General features: G+C 71.9%; 16 protein-coding genes. 13 read left to right on the top strand and 3 right to left on the bottom strand.

Features of this window, described 5'->3' with window-relative positions:
- Window positions 1-154 precede the first annotated feature (154 nt).
- From DY240_RS08675 to DY240_RS08665, 3 genes are read left to right on the top strand one after another with little or no spacing between them, the layout of a single operon-like run.
- Window positions 155-1,237, top strand: coding sequence for a FecCD family ABC transporter permease (locus DY240_RS08675; protein WP_119659530.1), 1,083 nt, complete (start codon window positions 155-157; stop codon window positions 1,235-1,237).
- On the top strand, window positions 1,234-2,304 hold the full coding sequence (locus tag DY240_RS08670) for a FecCD family ABC transporter permease (RefSeq protein ID WP_233552660.1): 1,071 nt from the start codon (window positions 1,234-1,236) through the stop codon (window positions 2,302-2,304). The genes DY240_RS08675 and DY240_RS08670 overlap by 4 nt, the downstream gene beginning before the upstream one ends.
- Window positions 2,297-3,103 carry an ABC transporter ATP-binding protein gene (locus DY240_RS08665; RefSeq protein ID WP_119659529.1) on the top strand — a complete coding sequence of 269 codons (807 nt, stop codon included), beginning with the start codon at window positions 2,297-2,299 and terminating at the stop codon, window positions 3,101-3,103. The genes DY240_RS08670 and DY240_RS08665 overlap by 8 nt, the downstream gene beginning before the upstream one ends.
- 529 nt (window positions 3,104-3,632) lie before the next feature.
- Here DY240_RS08665 and DY240_RS08660 read toward each other — a convergent pair.
- A complete protein-coding gene (locus DY240_RS08660; protein ID WP_119659528.1) occupies window positions 3,633-4,625 on the bottom strand; it encodes a LysR family transcriptional regulator in 993 nt (330 codons plus the stop codon).
- Window positions 4,626-4,708: 83 nt separating this feature from the next.
- Between DY240_RS08660 and DY240_RS08655 the strand changes: the two genes are divergently transcribed.
- From DY240_RS08655 to DY240_RS08625, 7 genes are read left to right on the top strand one after another with little or no spacing between them, the layout of a single operon-like run.
- Window positions 4,709-5,695, top strand: coding sequence for a threonine ammonia-lyase (locus tag DY240_RS08655; RefSeq protein ID WP_119659527.1), 987 nt, complete (start codon window positions 4,709-4,711; stop codon window positions 5,693-5,695).
- A 10-nt stretch (window positions 5,696-5,705) separates the two neighbouring features.
- The gene (locus DY240_RS08650) at window positions 5,706-6,893 is read left to right on the top strand and encodes a sensor histidine kinase (RefSeq protein ID WP_119659526.1); all 1,188 of its coding nucleotides are present in this window, start codon (window positions 5,706-5,708) and stop codon (window positions 6,891-6,893) included.
- Window positions 6,894-6,937: 44 nt separating this feature from the next.
- Window positions 6,938-7,174 carry a ribbon-helix-helix protein, CopG family gene (locus DY240_RS08645; RefSeq protein ID WP_158602779.1) on the top strand — a complete coding sequence of 79 codons (237 nt, stop codon included), beginning with the start codon at window positions 6,938-6,940 and terminating at the stop codon, window positions 7,172-7,174.
- A complete protein-coding gene (locus DY240_RS08640) occupies window positions 7,171-7,503 on the top strand; it encodes a type II toxin-antitoxin system PemK/MazF family toxin (protein WP_119659524.1) in 333 nt (110 codons plus the stop codon). The genes DY240_RS08645 and DY240_RS08640 overlap by 4 nt, the downstream gene beginning before the upstream one ends.
- 10 nt (window positions 7,504-7,513) lie before the next feature.
- On the top strand, window positions 7,514-8,248 hold the full coding sequence (locus DY240_RS08635) for a LytR/AlgR family response regulator transcription factor (RefSeq protein ID WP_119659523.1): 735 nt from the start codon (window positions 7,514-7,516) through the stop codon (window positions 8,246-8,248).
- Window positions 8,249-8,252: 4 nt separating this feature from the next.
- Window positions 8,253-8,615: a hypothetical protein gene (locus tag DY240_RS08630; RefSeq protein WP_119659539.1), complete on the top strand. Its 363-nt coding sequence runs from the start codon at window positions 8,253-8,255 to the stop codon at window positions 8,613-8,615.
- Window positions 8,612-10,342 (top strand): sodium/solute symporter, encoded by a 1,731-nt coding sequence (locus DY240_RS08625; protein WP_119659522.1) that lies wholly within the window; start codon window positions 8,612-8,614, stop codon window positions 10,340-10,342. The genes DY240_RS08630 and DY240_RS08625 overlap by 4 nt, the downstream gene beginning before the upstream one ends.
- A 1-nt stretch (window position 10,343) precedes the next feature.
- Here DY240_RS08625 and DY240_RS08620 read toward each other — a convergent pair whose 3' ends face one another.
- The gene (locus tag DY240_RS08620; protein ID WP_119659521.1) at window positions 10,344-10,730 is read right to left on the bottom strand and encodes a type II toxin-antitoxin system VapC family toxin; all 387 of its coding nucleotides are present in this window, start codon (window positions 10,728-10,730) and stop codon (window positions 10,344-10,346) included.
- Complete coding sequence (locus DY240_RS08615; RefSeq protein ID WP_119659538.1) at window positions 10,727-11,011, bottom strand: type II toxin-antitoxin system Phd/YefM family antitoxin; 285 nt, start codon at window positions 11,009-11,011, stop codon at window positions 10,727-10,729. Before DY240_RS08615 ends, DY240_RS08620 begins: the two co-directional genes overlap by 4 nt.
- A gap of 292 nt (window positions 11,012-11,303) precedes the next feature.
- On the opposite strand from DY240_RS08615, the gene DY240_RS08610 reads away from it, so the two are divergent.
- The 3 genes from DY240_RS08610 (at window position 11,304) to acs (ending at window position 15,296) form a co-directional block, all read left to right on the top strand.
- Window positions 11,304-11,591, top strand: a complete 288-nt coding sequence (locus tag DY240_RS08610) for a DUF485 domain-containing protein (protein WP_119659520.1) — start codon at window positions 11,304-11,306, stop codon at window positions 11,589-11,591.
- Window positions 11,591-13,207: a solute symporter family protein gene (locus tag DY240_RS08605; RefSeq protein ID WP_119659519.1), complete on the top strand. Its 1,617-nt coding sequence runs from the start codon at window positions 11,591-11,593 to the stop codon at window positions 13,205-13,207. The genes DY240_RS08610 and DY240_RS08605 overlap by 1 nt, the downstream gene beginning before the upstream one ends.
- A 124-nt stretch (window positions 13,208-13,331) precedes the next feature.
- Window positions 13,332-15,296, top strand: coding sequence for an acetate--CoA ligase (acs, locus tag DY240_RS08600; RefSeq protein ID WP_119659518.1), 1,965 nt, complete (start codon window positions 13,332-13,334; stop codon window positions 15,294-15,296).
- The last annotated feature ends 29 nt before the right edge of the window (window positions 15,297-15,325 follow it).

The raw sequence follows: 15,325 nt of genomic DNA, 5'->3' as shown, positions 1-15,325 counted from the left end.
CCGACGTCATCCACCGCGAACTCCGCCACGACTTCCCACCCGCGACCTGCCAACAACCAGCAGCTTGACATAGAAGCGTCAACAGTGAGGGGCGGCGGCGGGGACGAACGGGGCGGATTCGCGCACTCGGGGTAAGTAAGGTTAGCCTCTGCTCATGCCCGTTCCGACCGTCGACCGGCCGTCCGAGCCGCCGGCCGGCACCACGACGGACGCCGCCACGGCGGCCGCCGGGCTGGTCCGCACGACCCGCGGCCGGGTGCTGTGGCTGGTGGTCTGCGCGGCGGTGCTGGCGGTGACCTGCCTCGCCAGCATCGCGGTCGGCGCGAAGTACATTCCGCTGGACGACGTCGTCCGGGCGCTGTTCGACTCCGGCGACGCGAGCAACCAGGTGATCGTCGGGGACATGCGGGTGAACCGGACCCTCCTCGGCGTGATCTGCGGCATCGCGCTCGGCCTGGCCGGCGCGCTCATGCAGGCCCTGACCCGCAACCCGCTGGCCGACCCGGGCATCCTGGGCGTCAACGCCGGCGCCGCGTTCGCCGTCGTGCTGGGCGTGACGCTGTTCGGGTCGATGAGCCTCTACGGCTACATCTGGTTCGCCTTCGCCGGCGCGGCTCTGGCCAGCATCGTCGTCTACGCACTGGCGTCACTCGGACGGGGGCAGGCGTCGCCGCTGCGGCTGGCGTTGTCCGGCATCGCCCTGGCGGCCGTGCTGCTCGGGTTCACCCAGGCGATGGTGATCATGGACCCCGAGGTGCTGGACGTCTACCGGTTCTGGCAGGTCGGGTCGCTGGCCGGCCGCGACGTCGAGACCGTCGGCTCGGTTCTGCCGTTCGTCGTCGTCGGCGTGCTGCTCGCGCTGGGACTGGCCCGGACGCTCGACGCGATGGCGCTCGGCGACGACACCGCCGCCGCGCTCGGCGTGAACGTCCTCCTGGCCCGGGCGATCGGGGTGCTCGCGGTGACGCTGCTCTGCGGGGCGGCGACCGCGGCGATCGGGCCGATCGCGTTCGTCGGGCTGATGGTGCCGCACATCGTGCGCGCGTTCACCGGCCCCGACCAGCGCTGGATCCTGCCGTTCTGCCTGGTGGTCGCCCCGATCCTGCTGCTGGCGTCGGACATCGTCGGCCGGGTCGTGCTCGGCTCCGGCGAGCTGCAGGTCGGCATCGTCACGACGGTCATCGGCGGGCCGGTCCTCATCACGCTGGTGCGCCGCCGCCGGATGGTGTCGTCGTGAGCCGCATCGCCGTCGAGCCGACCGACCTGTCGCCGACCGGCTACGTCCTGCGCGGGCCGGGCGAGCTGTCGGTCCGCTTCGACCGCCGGGTCGTGCTGATGTGCGGGCTTCTCGTCGCCGTGCTGATCGCGGTGTTCCTGACCTCGCTGGCGGTCGGCGACTTCACCATCTCACCGGGCGACGTGGTTCGGACGCTGTTCGGGAACCCGCCGGACCCGCTGGCCGACTTCATCGTCAACGGCCGCCGGCTGCCGCGCGTGCTGGTCGCGTTCCTGGTCGGCGGCGCGCTGGGAGCGTCCGGCGCGGTGTTCCAGAGCCTGTCGCGCAACCCGCTGGGCAGCCCCGACGTCATCGGCTTCACGTCCGGCGCGTCGGCCGGCGCGGTGTTCGTGATCCTCGTGACCGGCGGCAGCATGCTGCAGGTCGCCGGCGGCGCCGTCGTCGGCGGACTGGCCACCGCGGTCGCCGTCTACCTGCTGGCCTACAAGCGCGGCGTCCAGGGGTTCCGGCTGATCCTCGTCGGCATCGCGGCCGGCGCGATGCTGACCTCGGCGGTCCACTACATGCTCATGCGGGCCGAGCTGATCCAGGCGGCGAGCGCGCAGGTCTGGCTGACCGGGTCGCTGAACACGCGCGCCTGGGACCACGTCGTCGCCGTGGGCATCGGCGTCGCGCTGGTCGCGCCGCTCCTCGCCGTCCTGTCCCGGCCGATGCGGCTGATCGAGATGGGCGACGAGGCCGCGACGGGCCTCGGCGTCAACGCCGAACGCACCCGGCTGGGCATGCTGATCGCCGCGACGGTGCTCGCGGCCATCGCCGTCGCGGCGGCGGGCCCGATCGCGTTCATCGCACTGTCCGCGCCCCACCTGGCCCGGCGGCTGACCGGGGCGTCGGGCGCGGCCGTCGGCGCGGCCGCGCTGATGGGTGCGGCGCTGCTGGGCGCCAGCGACCTCGTCGCCCAGTGGGTGCTGCCGACGCCGCTGCCGGTCGGCGTGGTGACGGTGTGCGTCGGCGGTCTCTACCTCGTCTGGCTCCTCGCGCGGGAAGGGCGGCGCAACCATGTCTGAACCCCGGCTGCACGGGAACGACCTCACGCTCGCGTACGACGAGCGGGTCATCTCCCGCGAGCTGTCCGTGTCGATCCCCGACGGGTCGTTCACGGTGATCGTCGGACCGAACGCGTGCGGCAAGTCGACGCTGCTGCGCGCGCTGGCCCGCATGCTCAAGCCGTCGGCCGGGGCGGTGCACCTGGACGGCCGGCTGATCACGCAGTACTCGACGAAGGAGGCGGCGCGCCGGCTCGGGCTGCTGCCGCAGTCGTCCATCGCGCCCGAGGGCATCACCGTCGCCGACCTCGTCTCCCGCGGCCGCTATCCGCACCAGCGGCTGTTCCGGCAGTGGTCTGCCGCCGACACCGAAGCCGTCGCCGAGGCGATGACCAGCACGGGCATCACCGACCTGCGCCACCGGCGGGTCGACGAGCTCTCCGGGGGGCAGCGGCAGCGGGTCTGGCTGGCGATGGTGCTGGCGCAGCAGACGCCGATCCTGCTGCTCGACGAGCCGACGACGTTCCTCGACATCGCGCACCAGATCGAGGTACTCGACCTATGCCACGACCTGCACGTCTCGCACGGCCGCACGCTGGTCGCCGTCCTGCACGACCTCAACCACGCCTGCCGCTACGCCACCCACCTGATCGCCATGCGCGACGGCGAGATCGTCGCCGAGGGCGCCCCCGCGGCCATCGTCGACGAGACGCTGGTGCGCGACGTGTTCGGCCTGGCCTGCCGGATCATCGACGACCCCGAGACCGGCACGCCGCTGGTCATCCCCACCGCGAAGCAGCCGGTCGTCACCACGTCGTGAAGTCGGCGTCGCAGCCAACCCTCGCGGCCACGTTGATCTTGGAGTAATGCCGGTATCAATCGGACATTCCCGGCCTCAATAGCAGCATTACTCCAAGATCAACTTCGGAGTGGGGTGGTTGGCCGGGGCTTCTCGTTCGCCGGGACTGCGGCCAAGGGGGACGGGGTGGAATCTGGGCACGACTGGACGTTCCGCGTGCCCGCTCGTCCCGGTGTGCCCGGCTATGGACGGTGGTGCTCATCGGCGATCGCGTANGGCTATGGACGGTGGTGCTCATCGGCGATCGCGTACATCACCACGATTACCCGAGCCTCACCACGATCGCAGGCGTAGTACGACACGGAATTTCCTAGTGAACGTGATCAATCCGGGGGCGGAGGCGGCCAGCGGGCGGCGACCCAAGCGGAGTCGGTCGCCGAAGCCCCGAGCGGCAGCGCACCAGGAGAACAGCACAGCCGGGAACCGGGGCCCCTCTCCGGCCGGCCCCTGACGCTGCCACCCCCATGTTGATCTTGGAGTAATGCCGGTATCAATCGGGCATTTCGGACCGCATTGGCGGCTTTTCTCCAAGATCAACGAGGAGGGCGGCGGCGGCTTCGCGCAGCGCCGTCAGGAACGCCTGGACGGGCAGCGGGGCGGGCGAGCGGCCATAGGTGGCGACGGCGACGGTACGGCGATCGTCCGGGAGCGGTTCGACGACGACGCCGGGATGCCGGTTCGCCGTCAGTGCCAGTCCGGGCAGTGTGCTCACGCCGAGACCGGCCGCGACCAGCGCCTGAACCGCCACGTAGTCGTCGGTCTCGAACGCGATGACGGGACTGAACCCGGCCCGCTCGCACGACTCGACGAGGTGCGTGCGGCAGCGCTCGCAGCCGGCGATCCAGCGAGCGCTCGCGTGCGCGGCGAGGCTGCCGGCGGGCGCGGCATGCGCGAGGTTGTCGGTGCCCGCCCGTAGGGTGGGCACCCTCCCAGCCGGGCGGAGAACGTACTCCGCGTCGCCGGCGGCCGTCACCAGGTAGAGCGGCTCGGTGAGCAGCGGCTCGACGATCACCCCGCGCTCCTCCAGCACGCCGTGGGTGAACACGACAGCCACGTCGACGTCGCCGGTGCGCAGCGCCGTCAGCGCGGCCGGCGGCTCGGCCTCGGTCAGCGCCAGCTCGACGTCCGGATGGGCGGCGGCGAACCGGGCGGCCGCCGCCGGGACCAGCGTGGCCAGCGCCGACGGGAACGCCGCCAGCCGGACCCGGCCGGTGCGCAGGCCGGCGTGCGCGGACAGCTCGGCCTCGGCGGCCTCGACCTGGCCGAGGATCTCCTCCGCGCGCCGCGCCAGCAGCTCCCCCGCCTCGGTGAGCCGCAGCCCCCGGCCGGCCCGCTGAGTCAGCGGCAGCCCCACCTCGGCCTCGAGCCGCGCGAGGTGGTGACTGACGGACGGCTGGGCGTAGTGCAGCGCGTCGGCGGCGGCCGTCACCGACCCCTCCCGGGCGACAGCGACCAGCACGCGCAGGCGGGTCAGGTCCAGCATGACCAGCAAGCATAGACGCCATCGATGCATACCGAGAAGACCGGCATTGGACCTATGAGTCGTCGCGCGCGACGGTGGTCGGTATGGAGCCTCCCACCCTCGCCAGCGTCCTGGACGCCCAGCGGCTGCTCGCCCCGCACCTGCCGCCGACACCCACCTGGAACTATCCGGCACTCGACGCCGCGGCCGGCACGACGGTGTTCGTCAAGCACGAGAACACCCAGCCGACCGGCGCCTTCAAGGTGCGCGGCGGCATCACGCTGCTGTCGCGGCTGGACCCGGCGGTGCGCGAGCGCGGCGTCGTCGGCTACTCGACCGGCAACCACGCGCAGTCGCTGGCCTACGCGGCGCGGCTGTTCGGCGTCCCGTGCACGATCGTCATGCCCGAGCACCCCAACCCGGCCAAGGCCGACGCCGTCCGGCGGCTCGGCGCGGAGCTGGTCGAGCACGGCGCGACCTTCGACGACGCCGCGCCCTACGCCCGCGCGCTGGCCGCCGAGCGCGGGATGCGGCTGGTCAGCGCCGCCGACGACCCCGACATCATCGCCGGGGTCGCGACGGCCTACGCCGAGCTGTTCGCGCAGCAGCCGCACCTCGACGCCGTCGTCGTCCCGGTCGGGAGCGGCAGCGGCGCGGCGGCGGCCTGCCTGGTCGCGGCGGCACTGGCGCCCGGCTGCGAGGTCATCGCGGTCCAGGCGGCCGGCTCGCCCGCGGCGCACGACTCCTGGCGGGACGGCACGATCGTGCGGCGGCCGAACCGGACCGCCGTCGAGGGGCTCGCGACCGGGTCGGGCTTCGCGCTGCCGCAGCGGGTGCTGCGCGAGCGGCTGGCCGACTTCGTGCTCGTCGACGACGACCAGATCGCCGCGGCGCAGTGGCGGCTGCTGCGCGACGCCCACACGCTGGCCGAGGGCGCCGGTGCGGCCGCGCTCGCCGCCGTCCTGGCCGACCCCGGCCGGTTCGCCGGCCGCCGGGTTGCCGTCGTCTGCACGGGTGGCAACGCGAGCGAGGCGGAGCTGCGGCGTTGTGCCGCGCTCGACCGGCCCCGGGTAGGCGCCGCGGCGCAGTAGGGTCCGCTGCATGAGCTGGCAGGCGGTGGTGGTGGTCGTCGTCGCGGTCGTCGCGGTGTCGCTGGCGGCCGTCCTGCTGGCCCGGCTGGTCCGGTCGCGGCTGGTCCTGGGCACCACCGAGGACCAGACGACGTACCGGATCCTGCACACCACCAGCCTCGCCTCGCCCGAGCTGCGGGCCGGCCTGGCCGCCGGTGCGGACAAGGCGGCCCGGCACCTGCGGGAGCTGCTGGCCACGCCGGCGCTCGCGCTGACCGACGGCGACGACGTCGTGACGTGGGACGGCGCCGGCGCCGCTCAGCACCTGCACGACGTGCGCCGGCACGCGGTGCGGGCGCTGGACGGCAACACCGACGTGCTCGGCCCGGCCGCCGTCGAGTGCGACCGGCTCGACTGCCCGGTCCGGCACGCCGTCGCCGCCGCGCTGACCACGGACGACCGCGTGGAGGGCGCGCTCATCGCCTACACGTCCACGCGGCCGTCCGCCGGCCTCGTCCGCGCCGTCGAGGAGGTCGCCCGGTTCGTGTCGGGGCAGCTGGAACTGGCCGAGTTCGACCGCGAACGGGCCAAGCTGGCCGAGGCGGAGATCCGGGCGCTGCGGGCGCAGATCTCGCCGCACTTCATCTACAACGCGCTCGGCGCCATCGCGTCGTACGTCCGGACCGACCCCGAGCACGCCCGTGAACTGCTGCTCGAGTTCGCCGACTTCACCCGCTACTCGTTCCGGCGGCACGGCGACTTCACGACCCTGGCCGAGGAGCTGCGCTCGATCGAGCGGTACCTCACCCTGGAGAAGGCGCGCTTCGGCGACCGGCTGTCGGTGACCCTGCGGGTCGCGCCCGAGGTGCTCGCCGTCGCCGTCCCCTTCCTGTGCCTGCAGCCGCTGGTCGAGAACGCCGTGCGGCACGGGCTGGAGGGACGGTCCGACCCCGGCCACATCACGATCATCGCCGAGGACGCCGGCAACGAGGCCCTGATCAGCATCGACGACGACGGCGTCGGCATGGACCCCGAGCTGGCCCGCAGTCTGCTGGCCGGCGACGCCGCCGGCGACCGCGTCGGCCTCGGCAACGTCGACGAGCGGCTGCGCGCCGTCTTCGGCGACGAGTACGGCCTGGTCATCGAGACCGCGCGCGGCGCCGGGACGAAGGTCAGCCTGCGGGTCCCGAAGTACCGCCCGGGCGTCCACGCGACCTAGCCCTCCGGTAGACGCGCACACTCTGTATGACGTAGCGAATACACGTGACCGTTGAAGAGCGCCCGGCCAAGAGTGAGGTCTGGCAAGCCCGCATCCCGGCTCAGCTCGCCCGCGATCTGGAGAAGGACGCCGAGGTGCTCGGCCTGGAGGGCCGCAGCGAGATCGTCCGCGAGGCGCTGACCCGATTGCACCGGCAGGCCCTCGAGCAGCGCATGGCCGACGAGATCGCCGAATACTACGGCGGCGAGCAGGCACCGCTGCCCGACGGCGTCGCCAAGTGACCGTCGGCTGGCCGCCCCTGCGTGGAGAGGTCTGGAACGTCGACGTTCCTGCAGTCGGGGAACATCCGGGCGTCGTCCTCTCAGCCAGCACCCTCAATGCGAAGTCGGGCCACATCACGATCAGCGTGGTCACTGGCACTCCCGGGCCGGCCGTCACCCACGTCCCGCTCGGCCCTGACGCGGGGCTCACCCGCTACGACGAGTCCTACGCCAACGTGACCGACCTCCATGCCGTCAGCAAGGAACGCTTCGTCGAGCGGCGTGGGCTGTGCTCGAAGCATGAGTTGATGCGCATCGAGAGCCTGGTCAGGGTGTATCTCGGCCTGTAGCCTCGCCGCCATGCTCAGCGTTCTGGCCGTCGATGACGAGCCACCGGCGCTGGCCGAGCTCGCCTACCTGCTGGAGCAGAACGAGCACGTCGGCCAGGTGCTGACCGCCGGCGACGGCGCCGCGGCGCTGCGGCTGCTCGAGCAGCAGCACGTCGACACCGTCTTCCTCGACATCCGGATGCCCGGGCTGTCCGGTCTCGACCTCGCCCGCGTGCTGGCCCGGTTCCGTCGTCCGCCCGCCGTCGTCTTCGTGACGGCCTACGACGACCACGCCGTCACGGCGTTCGACCTGCACGCCGTCGACTACGTGATGAAGCCGTACCGGCGCGAGCGGCTGTTCGAGGCGATCCGCCGCGCCACCGACGCCGTCAGCGGCACGCGGTCCGCCGGCGACGAGGCGGACGACGAGACGATCTCCGTCGAGCTGGGCGGTGTCACCCGGTTCATCCGGCGCAGCGAGGTCGCCTACGTCAGTGCCCAGGGCGACTACGCGCGGCTGCACACCGACGACGGCGCCAGCCACCTGCTGCGCGTGCCGCTCGCGACGCTGGAGGACCGCTGGGCACCGGCCGGTTTCGTCCGCATCCACCGCAGCTACCTGGTGGCGCTGACGTCCATCGAGGAGCTGCGCGCCGACGCCGGGCGCTACACCGTCGTCATCGGCGACACCACGCTGCCGGTGAGCCGCCGGCACACCCGTGAGCTGCGCGACCGGCTGGTCCGGCGGGCCGGCGGGACGCGGTGACGCCATGACGGAGCGGGTCACCGTCACCGGGCCGCGACGCCGCCGGGCGCCGGCCCTGCGGCGGGCGGTGACCGCGGAGATCGACGCGCAGACGCAGCTGGGCGAGGTGTACATGCGGGCCCTGCTGCGCGCGCAGCTGCGGCTCAGCCTGGCCGTCGCCGGCGTCGTGCTCGGACTGCTGGCGACGCTGCCGCTGCTGTTCGCCGTCGCACCGCGGGTCAGCGAGATCGAGCTGGCCGGCGTGCCGCTGCCATGGCTCGTGCTCGGCGGGCTGGTCTACCCGGCGCTGGTCGCCGCCGCCTGGTTCTACGTCCGCGCGGCCGAACGGGTCGAGCGCGACTTCGGCGACATGGTGAACCGGCGGTGAGCACGTCCGCGGGAATCGTCGCGGTCGTCGTGACGGCGGTCGCGACGGTGCTCATCGGCATGTACGGGGTCCGCGCCGCCCGCACGACCAGCGACTTCTACGTCGCGTCCCGCACAGTGACGCCGTGGTGGAACGCGTCGGCCATCGGCGGCGAGTATCTGTCGGCGGCGTCGTTCCTGGGGGTGGCCGGGCTGGTGCTGGCGTACGGCACCGACATGCTGTGGTTCCCGGTCGGCTACACCGCGGGCTATCTGATGCTCCTGGTGCTGGTGGCGGCGCCGCTGCGGCGGTCGGGGGCGTACACGTTGCCGGACTTCGCCGAGGCACGGCTGGAGTCGGCCCACGCCCGCCGGGCGGCGAGCATCCTCGTCGTCACGATCGGCTGGCTCTACCTGCTGCCGCAGTTCCAGGCGGCGGGGCTGACGCTGCGGACGGTCACCGGGGCGCCGCAGTGGGCCGGGCCGGTCGTCGTCGCGCTGGTCGTGCTGGTGAGCGTGCTCGGCGGCGGGATGCGCAGCATCACGTTCGTCCAGGCCTTCCAGTACTGGCTGAAGCTCACGGCGCTGGCGGTCCCGGTGATCTTCCTGCTGCTGGTCTGGCAGAACGACGGACGGCCGGAGCTCGCGCCGCCCGGCGAGCCGGTGTTCGAGGAGGCGACGTCCGTCGAGGTCACCATCGACGTGACGATCGACGTGCCGTCGCGCGTCGTGGTGACGGCGGACGACGACGAGCTGGTGCTGGAGCCCGGGCCGCACGACGTCGAGGCCGGGACGGTGCTCGACTTCCCGGCCGGCGCGCCGATCCCGCACGCCTCGTCGCTGACCCCGATGGCCGGCCAGTCGTGGGCCCTGCCGCTGACCGCGGGCGGCGACCATCCGCTGTACGCGACGTACTCGCTGATCATCGCGCTGTTCTTCGGGACGATGGGGCTGCCGCATGTGCTGGTGCGGTTCTACACGAACCCCGACGGGCGGGCCGCGCGACGCACGACGCTGGCGGTGCTGGGGTTGCTCGGCGTGTTCTACGTACTGCCCGGCCTCTACGGCGCGCTGGGCCGGCTGTACACGCCGGAGCTGCTGCTCACCGGCCGGACGGACGCCGTCGTGCTGGTACTGCCGGGACGGCTGGTCGACGGGTTCGCCGGTGAGGCGTTGTCGATGCTGGTGACGGCGGGCGCGTTCGCGGCGTTCCTGTCGACGTCGTCGGGCCTGACGGTGTCAGTGGCCGGCGTGCTGTCGCAGGACCTGCTGCACAGTCGCGTCCGCAGTCCGGTGACCGGGTTTCGCCTGGGCGCGTTCCTGGCCCTGCTGGTGCCGATCGGGATCGCGCTGACCAGCCCGTTCCTCGGCATCGCCGACGTGGTCGGGCTCGCCTTCGCCGTCGCGGCGTCGTCGTTCTGCCCGCTGCTGCTGCTCGGCATCTGGTGGCGGCGGCTCACCTGGCCCGGTGCCGTGGCGGGCCTGCTGGCAGGCGGCGGCGCCTCCACGCTCGCCGTCGTCGTCACCATTCTCGGCGACCCGCAGGGCGGCTGGATCGGTGCGCTGCTGGCCCAGCCGGCCGCCTGGACGATGCCGCTGGCGTTCCTCGTGATGATCGCGGTGTCGCTCGCGACCCAGCAGCACATGGCGCCCGGCGTGAACCGCACGATGGTCCGCCTGCACACCCCCGAGAACCTCGACCTCAACCGCGGCGACTGGGATCCCGAGGACCGTTGGCGCAGTCCCTGAGTCAGGCGACCGTCACCAGCGGCACACCGACCCGTGCGGCGACCTGCGCCATGCCATGGTCACGAGTGCACAAGCGCGCATCGTGGTGCATCGCGGCCGACACGTACAGCGCGTCGTAGGCGGTGAGGTTCTCGAACATCGTGATCGCCGTACTCGCCAACACCGGGATGTCCAGCCGCTCGATCGGGGCCGTGGCCAGGGCCTCGGTGTACGCGGGCAGATCGCCGCTTCGCAGGTGCCCACCCCTCACGAGGCCGCGGAAGACCGACAGCACCTCGGCATCGAGATGCGCGGGTGCCGCCGCCTCACCCGTCAGGAGCACGGCCAAGTACGCGGAGTCCCGGTTCACGATCGCCTCGGCGACGACCGACGCGTCGACGACGATCACCGAGCGAGCTCGGCGTCGCGTTCGGCTCTCGCGTTGCGCAACACGCCGACCAGGTCGACGTCACCCGAGACCGGTGGCAGCGCAGCCACACGCGCGGCCCAGGCTCCGTGCGAGCCACGATCGGCCCGGCGCAATCTCTGGTAGTCGGCGAGCGAGACGATCGCGGCCACTGCTTCACCCCGTCGAGTGATCACGGTGGGGGACGTCCGTTCCGCCCGCTCGACGACGTCGGCCAAGTGCTGGCGGACCTGGCGGATCGACTCGACCGGAGCTCCAGACATGTACCAAGTGTACCGCACCGTCGCAGCAGGGGCCGCGTGCAAGCCTGCGACCATTCGTCGCAGCAGGACGACCGTTCGTCGCAGGGCCGCCACCCGCACGCCGCACTCTCCAACCGCTCACCGCACGCCCCCGCGAGGCGTCTCCCCCGGCCCGGGCGCGCCGCCCTACCGTGGCGCCCCAAACGGGATCACTGTGACCCGGACCACATGACGACGAGGAGGTCGGAGCGTGGCCAGTCTCGAGACACCACCGCCCGGACGGGCCGTACCCACCGCCGAGGAATACGAGCGCATGCAGGCCAGCCCGGAGTTCGCCGAGCTGCGCCGGCGGTTCCGCAACTTCGCGTTCCCCATGACCGCCGCGTTCCTGGCCTGGTACCTGCTGTACGTCCTGCTGTCCACGTACGCGGTCGACTTCATGTCGCAGCGCGTGGTCGGCAACATCAACGTCGGCCTGCTGTTCGGCCTCGGCCAGTTCGCGTCGACGTTCCTGATCACGTGGCTGTACATCCGGCACGCCGACCGGAAGCTGGACCCCCTCGCCACGCAGATCCGCGACGAGCTGGAGGGGGCACGCTGATGGACACCCATGTCGGAAGCCCCGGGGTCAACATCACGATCTTCGCCGTCTTCGTCGCGATCACGCTGGTCATCGTCCTGCGCGCGTCGAAGCACAACCGCACGGCGGCGGACTACTACGCCGGCGGCCGGGCGTTCACCGGCCAGCAGAACGGCATCGCGATCGCCGGCGACTACCTGTCGGCCGCGTCGTTCCTCGGCATCGCCGGGGCCATCGCCATCTACGGCTACGACGGCTTCCTGTACTCCATCGGCTTCCTGGTCGCGTGGCTGGTCGCGCTGCTGCTGGTCGCCGAGCTGCTGCGGAACACCGGCCGGTTCACCATGGCCGACGTGCTGTCGTTCCGGATGCGGCAGCGTCCCGTGCGGACGGCGGCCGCGACGTCGACGCTGGCGGTGTCGTTCTTCTACCTGCTGGCCCAGATGGCCGGCGCCGGCGGCCTGGTCGCGCTGCTGCTGGGCGTGACCGACCGCGGCGGGCAGGGCGTCGTCATCGCCGTCGTGGGCGCGCTGATGGTGTTCTATGTCCTGGTCGGCGGCATGAAGGGCACCACGTGGGTGCAGATCGTCAAGGCGATCCTGCTGATCAGCGGCGCGTTCGTCATGACCATCTGGGTGCTGGCGCAGCACGACTTCAACCTGTCGCAGCTGCTCGGCGCGGCCGTCGACACCGCCGGTGGCGCGGCCGGCCTGCTGGACCCGATGAACCAGTACGGCGCGTCGGACACCTCGAAGCTGGACTTCATCTCGCTGGCGCTGGCCCTGGTGCTCGGCACCGCCGGCCTGCCGCACGTGCTGATGCGCTTCTACACGGTGCCGACGGCACGCGACGCCCGGCACAGCGTGACCTGGGCGATCGCCCTGATCGGCCTCTTCTACCTGCTGACGCTGGTGCTCGGCTACGGCGCGGGCGCGCTGGTCGGGCCGGAGGAGATCCTGGGCGCGCCGGGCGGCGTGAACTCCGCGGCGCCGCTGCTGGCGTACGAGCTGGGCGGCACGCTCCTGCTCGGCATCATCGCCGCCGTCGCGTTCGCGACCATCCTCGCCGTCGTCGCGGGCCTGACGATCACCGCGTCGGCCTCGTTCGCGCACGACGTCTACGCCAACGTGATCAAGAAGGGCGAGATCGGCGCGAACGACGAGGTGCGGGTCGCCCGCATCACGGCGGTGGTCATCGGCGCGGTGGCGATCGTCGGCGGCATCTTAGCCAACGGCCAGAACATCGCGTTCCTCGTGGCGCTCGCGTTCGCCGTCGCGGCCAGCGCGAACCTGCCGGTGATCCTCTACTCGCTGTTCTGGAAGCGGTTCAACACCCAGGGCGCGGTGTGGAGCATCTACGGCGGCCTGCTCACCGCGGTGACGCTGATCGTCTTCTCGCCGGTGGTGTCGGGCAAGCCGGTGAACCCGGCGACCGGCCGCAGCCCGTCGATGCTGCAGGACGTCGACTTCAGCTGGTTCCCGCTCGACAACCCCGGCATCATCTCGATCCCGGCCGGGTTCCTGTTCGGATTCATCGGCGCCCGGCTGTCGAAGGAGTACAACGCGGCCAAGTACGCGGAGATGGAGGTCCGGTCGCTGAGCGGCGCCGGAGCCGAGAAGGCCACCACCGCGCACTGACGCCCTCCCGGCGCGCGCTGCCGTCGACCTCGCCGTCCTTGCCGATCAGGCATCTGCGATGGTGAGGTAGACGGCAGCGCGATCGACGCTGCCACGGACATCCCGACACGAGGAGCAGACGAACGTGACCAATGACGCTCTCTCCAATCTGCTGCACGAGGACCGCAGCTTCCCACCGTCGGAGGAGTTCGCTGCCCAGGCGAATGCCAAGGCCGACCTGTACGAGGAGGCCGCGGCGGACCGCCTGGCGTTCTGGGAGCGCCAGGCGCGCGAGCTGCTGACGTGGAACACCGAGTGGTCGCAGGTCCTCGACTGGAGCAACCCGCCGTTCGCGAAGTGGTTCGTCGGCGGCACGCTCAACGTCGCGTACAACTGCGTCGACCGGCACGTCGAGGCCGGCAACGGCGACCGCGTCGCGCTGTACTGGGAGGGCGAGCCCGGCGACAGCCGCACGCTCACCTACGCCGACCTGCAGCGCGAGGTCTCCAAGGCCGCCAACGCCCTGACGGAGCTGGGCGTCGGCCACGGCGACCGCGTCGCCATCTACCTGCCGATGATCCCCGAGGCCGCCATCTCGATGCTGGCCTGCGCCCGCATCGGCGCCATCCACTCGGTGGTGTTCGGCGGCTTCTCGGCCGAGGCGCTGCGCAGCCGCATCGAGGACGCGCAGGCCAAGCTCGTCATCACCGCCGACGGCGGCTTCCGGCGGGGCAAGCCGTCGGCGCTGAAGCCGGCCGTCGACGAGGCCGTCGCGAAGTCGCCGTCGGTCGAGAAGGTCCTGGTGGTGCGGCGCACCGAGCAGGAGGTCGACTGGGACGACAGCCACGACGTGTGGTGGCACGACCTCGTCGACCGCCAGTCCGAGCAGCACGACCCGCAGCCGCACGACGCCGAGGACACCCTCTACATCCTCTACACGTCCGGCACCACGGGGAAGCCGAAGGGCATCAAGCACACGTCCGGCGGCTACCTGCTGCAGGCCGCGTACACGCACCGCAACGTCTTCGACCTCAAGCCGGAGGGCGACGTGTACTGGTGCACGGCCGACGTCGGCTGGGTCACCGGCCACAGCTATATCGTCTACGGGCCGCTGGCCAACGGCGCCACCCAGGTCATGTACGAGGGCACGCCCGACTTCCCCGAGCCCGGCCGCTGGTGGGACATCGTCGAGAAGTACAAGGTCAGCATCCTGTACACGGCGCCGACGGCCATCCGCACGTTCATGAAGCAGGGCGAGGAGATCCCGGGCCGCCGCGACCTGTCGTCGCTGCGGGTGCTGGGCAGCGTCGGCGAGCCGATCAACCCCGAGGCGTGGATCTGGTACCGCCGCGTCATCGGCGGCGACCGCACCCCCGTCGTCGACACCTGGTGGCAGACCGAGACCGGCGCCATCATGATCAGCCCGCTGCCCGGCGTCACCGCCGCCAAGCCCGGCTCGGCGCAGACTCCGCTGCCGGGCATCGTGGCCGACGTCGTCGATGACGCCGGCAACGTCGTGCCCGACGGTCATGGTGGCTACCTGGTGCTCACCGAGCCGTGGCCGTCCATGCTGCGCACCATCTGGGGCGACGACCAGCGCTTCATCGACACCTACTGGTCGCGCTTCGAGGGCCGCTACTTCGCCGGCGACGGCGCCAAGAAGGACGACGACGGCGACATCTGGCTGCTCGGCCGGGTCGACGACGTCATGAACGTGTCGGGCCACCGCATCTCCACGACGGAGGTCGAGTCGGCGCTCGTGTCGCACCCGAAGGTGGCCGAGTCCGCCGTCGTCGGCGCCTCCGACCCGACCACCGGCCAGGGCATCGTCGCGTTCGTCATCCTGCGGTCGGCCGCCGGCGACGGCGGTGCCGACGTCGTCCAGGAACTGCGCAACCACGTGGCCAAGGAGATCGGCCCGATCGCCAAGCCGCGGCAGATCATGATCGTGCCGGAGCTGCCGAAGACGCGCTCGGGCAAGATCATGCGGCGCCTGCTGCGCGACGTCGCGGAGAACCGCGAGCTCGGCGACGTCCAGACGCTGGCCGACCCGACGGTGATGAACCTCATCAGCGAGGGCCTGACCAAGGGCGGCTCGTCGGAGGACTGAGCCGGGCCCGGCCGGCTACGGCCTTGGTC

The organism is Jiangella rhizosphaerae (assembly GCF_003579925.1).
In the GTDB taxonomy this organism is placed as follows: Bacteria; Actinomycetota; Actinomycetes; order Jiangellales; family Jiangellaceae; genus Jiangella; species Jiangella rhizosphaerae.
Note: the sequence above shows the minus strand (reverse complement) of the source record. Positions and strands in the feature narration are given on the sequence as shown.

What these genes read in the sequence shown, in the direction of transcription:
- DY240_RS08675 (WP_119659530.1), top strand. Translation starts at nt 155, where the DNA reads ATGCCCGTTCCGACCGTCGACCGGCCGTCCGAGCCGCCGGCCGGCACC.
- DY240_RS08665 (WP_119659529.1), top strand. Translation starts at nt 2,297, where the DNA reads ATGTCTGAACCCCGGCTGCACGGGAACGACCTCACGCTCGCGTACGAC.
- DY240_RS08660 (WP_119659528.1), bottom strand. Translation starts at nt 4,625, where the DNA reads ATGCTGGACCTGACCCGCCTGCGCGTGCTGGTCGCTGTCGCCCGGGAG.
- DY240_RS08655 (WP_119659527.1), top strand. Translation starts at nt 4,709, where the DNA reads ATGGAGCCTCCCACCCTCGCCAGCGTCCTGGACGCCCAGCGGCTGCTC.
- DY240_RS08650 (WP_119659526.1), top strand. Translation starts at nt 5,706, where the DNA reads ATGAGCTGGCAGGCGGTGGTGGTGGTCGTCGTCGCGGTCGTCGCGGTG.
- DY240_RS08635 (WP_119659523.1), top strand. Translation starts at nt 7,514, where the DNA reads ATGCTCAGCGTTCTGGCCGTCGATGACGAGCCACCGGCGCTGGCCGAG.
- DY240_RS08630 (WP_119659539.1), top strand. Translation starts at nt 8,253, where the DNA reads ATGACGGAGCGGGTCACCGTCACCGGGCCGCGACGCCGCCGGGCGCCG.
- DY240_RS08615 (WP_119659538.1), bottom strand. Translation starts at nt 11,011, where the DNA reads ATGTCTGGAGCTCCGGTCGAGTCGATCCGCCAGGTCCGCCAGCACTTG.
- DY240_RS08610 (WP_119659520.1), top strand. Translation starts at nt 11,304, where the DNA reads ATGCAGGCCAGCCCGGAGTTCGCCGAGCTGCGCCGGCGGTTCCGCAAC.
- DY240_RS08605 (WP_119659519.1), top strand. Translation starts at nt 11,591, where the DNA reads ATGGACACCCATGTCGGAAGCCCCGGGGTCAACATCACGATCTTCGCC.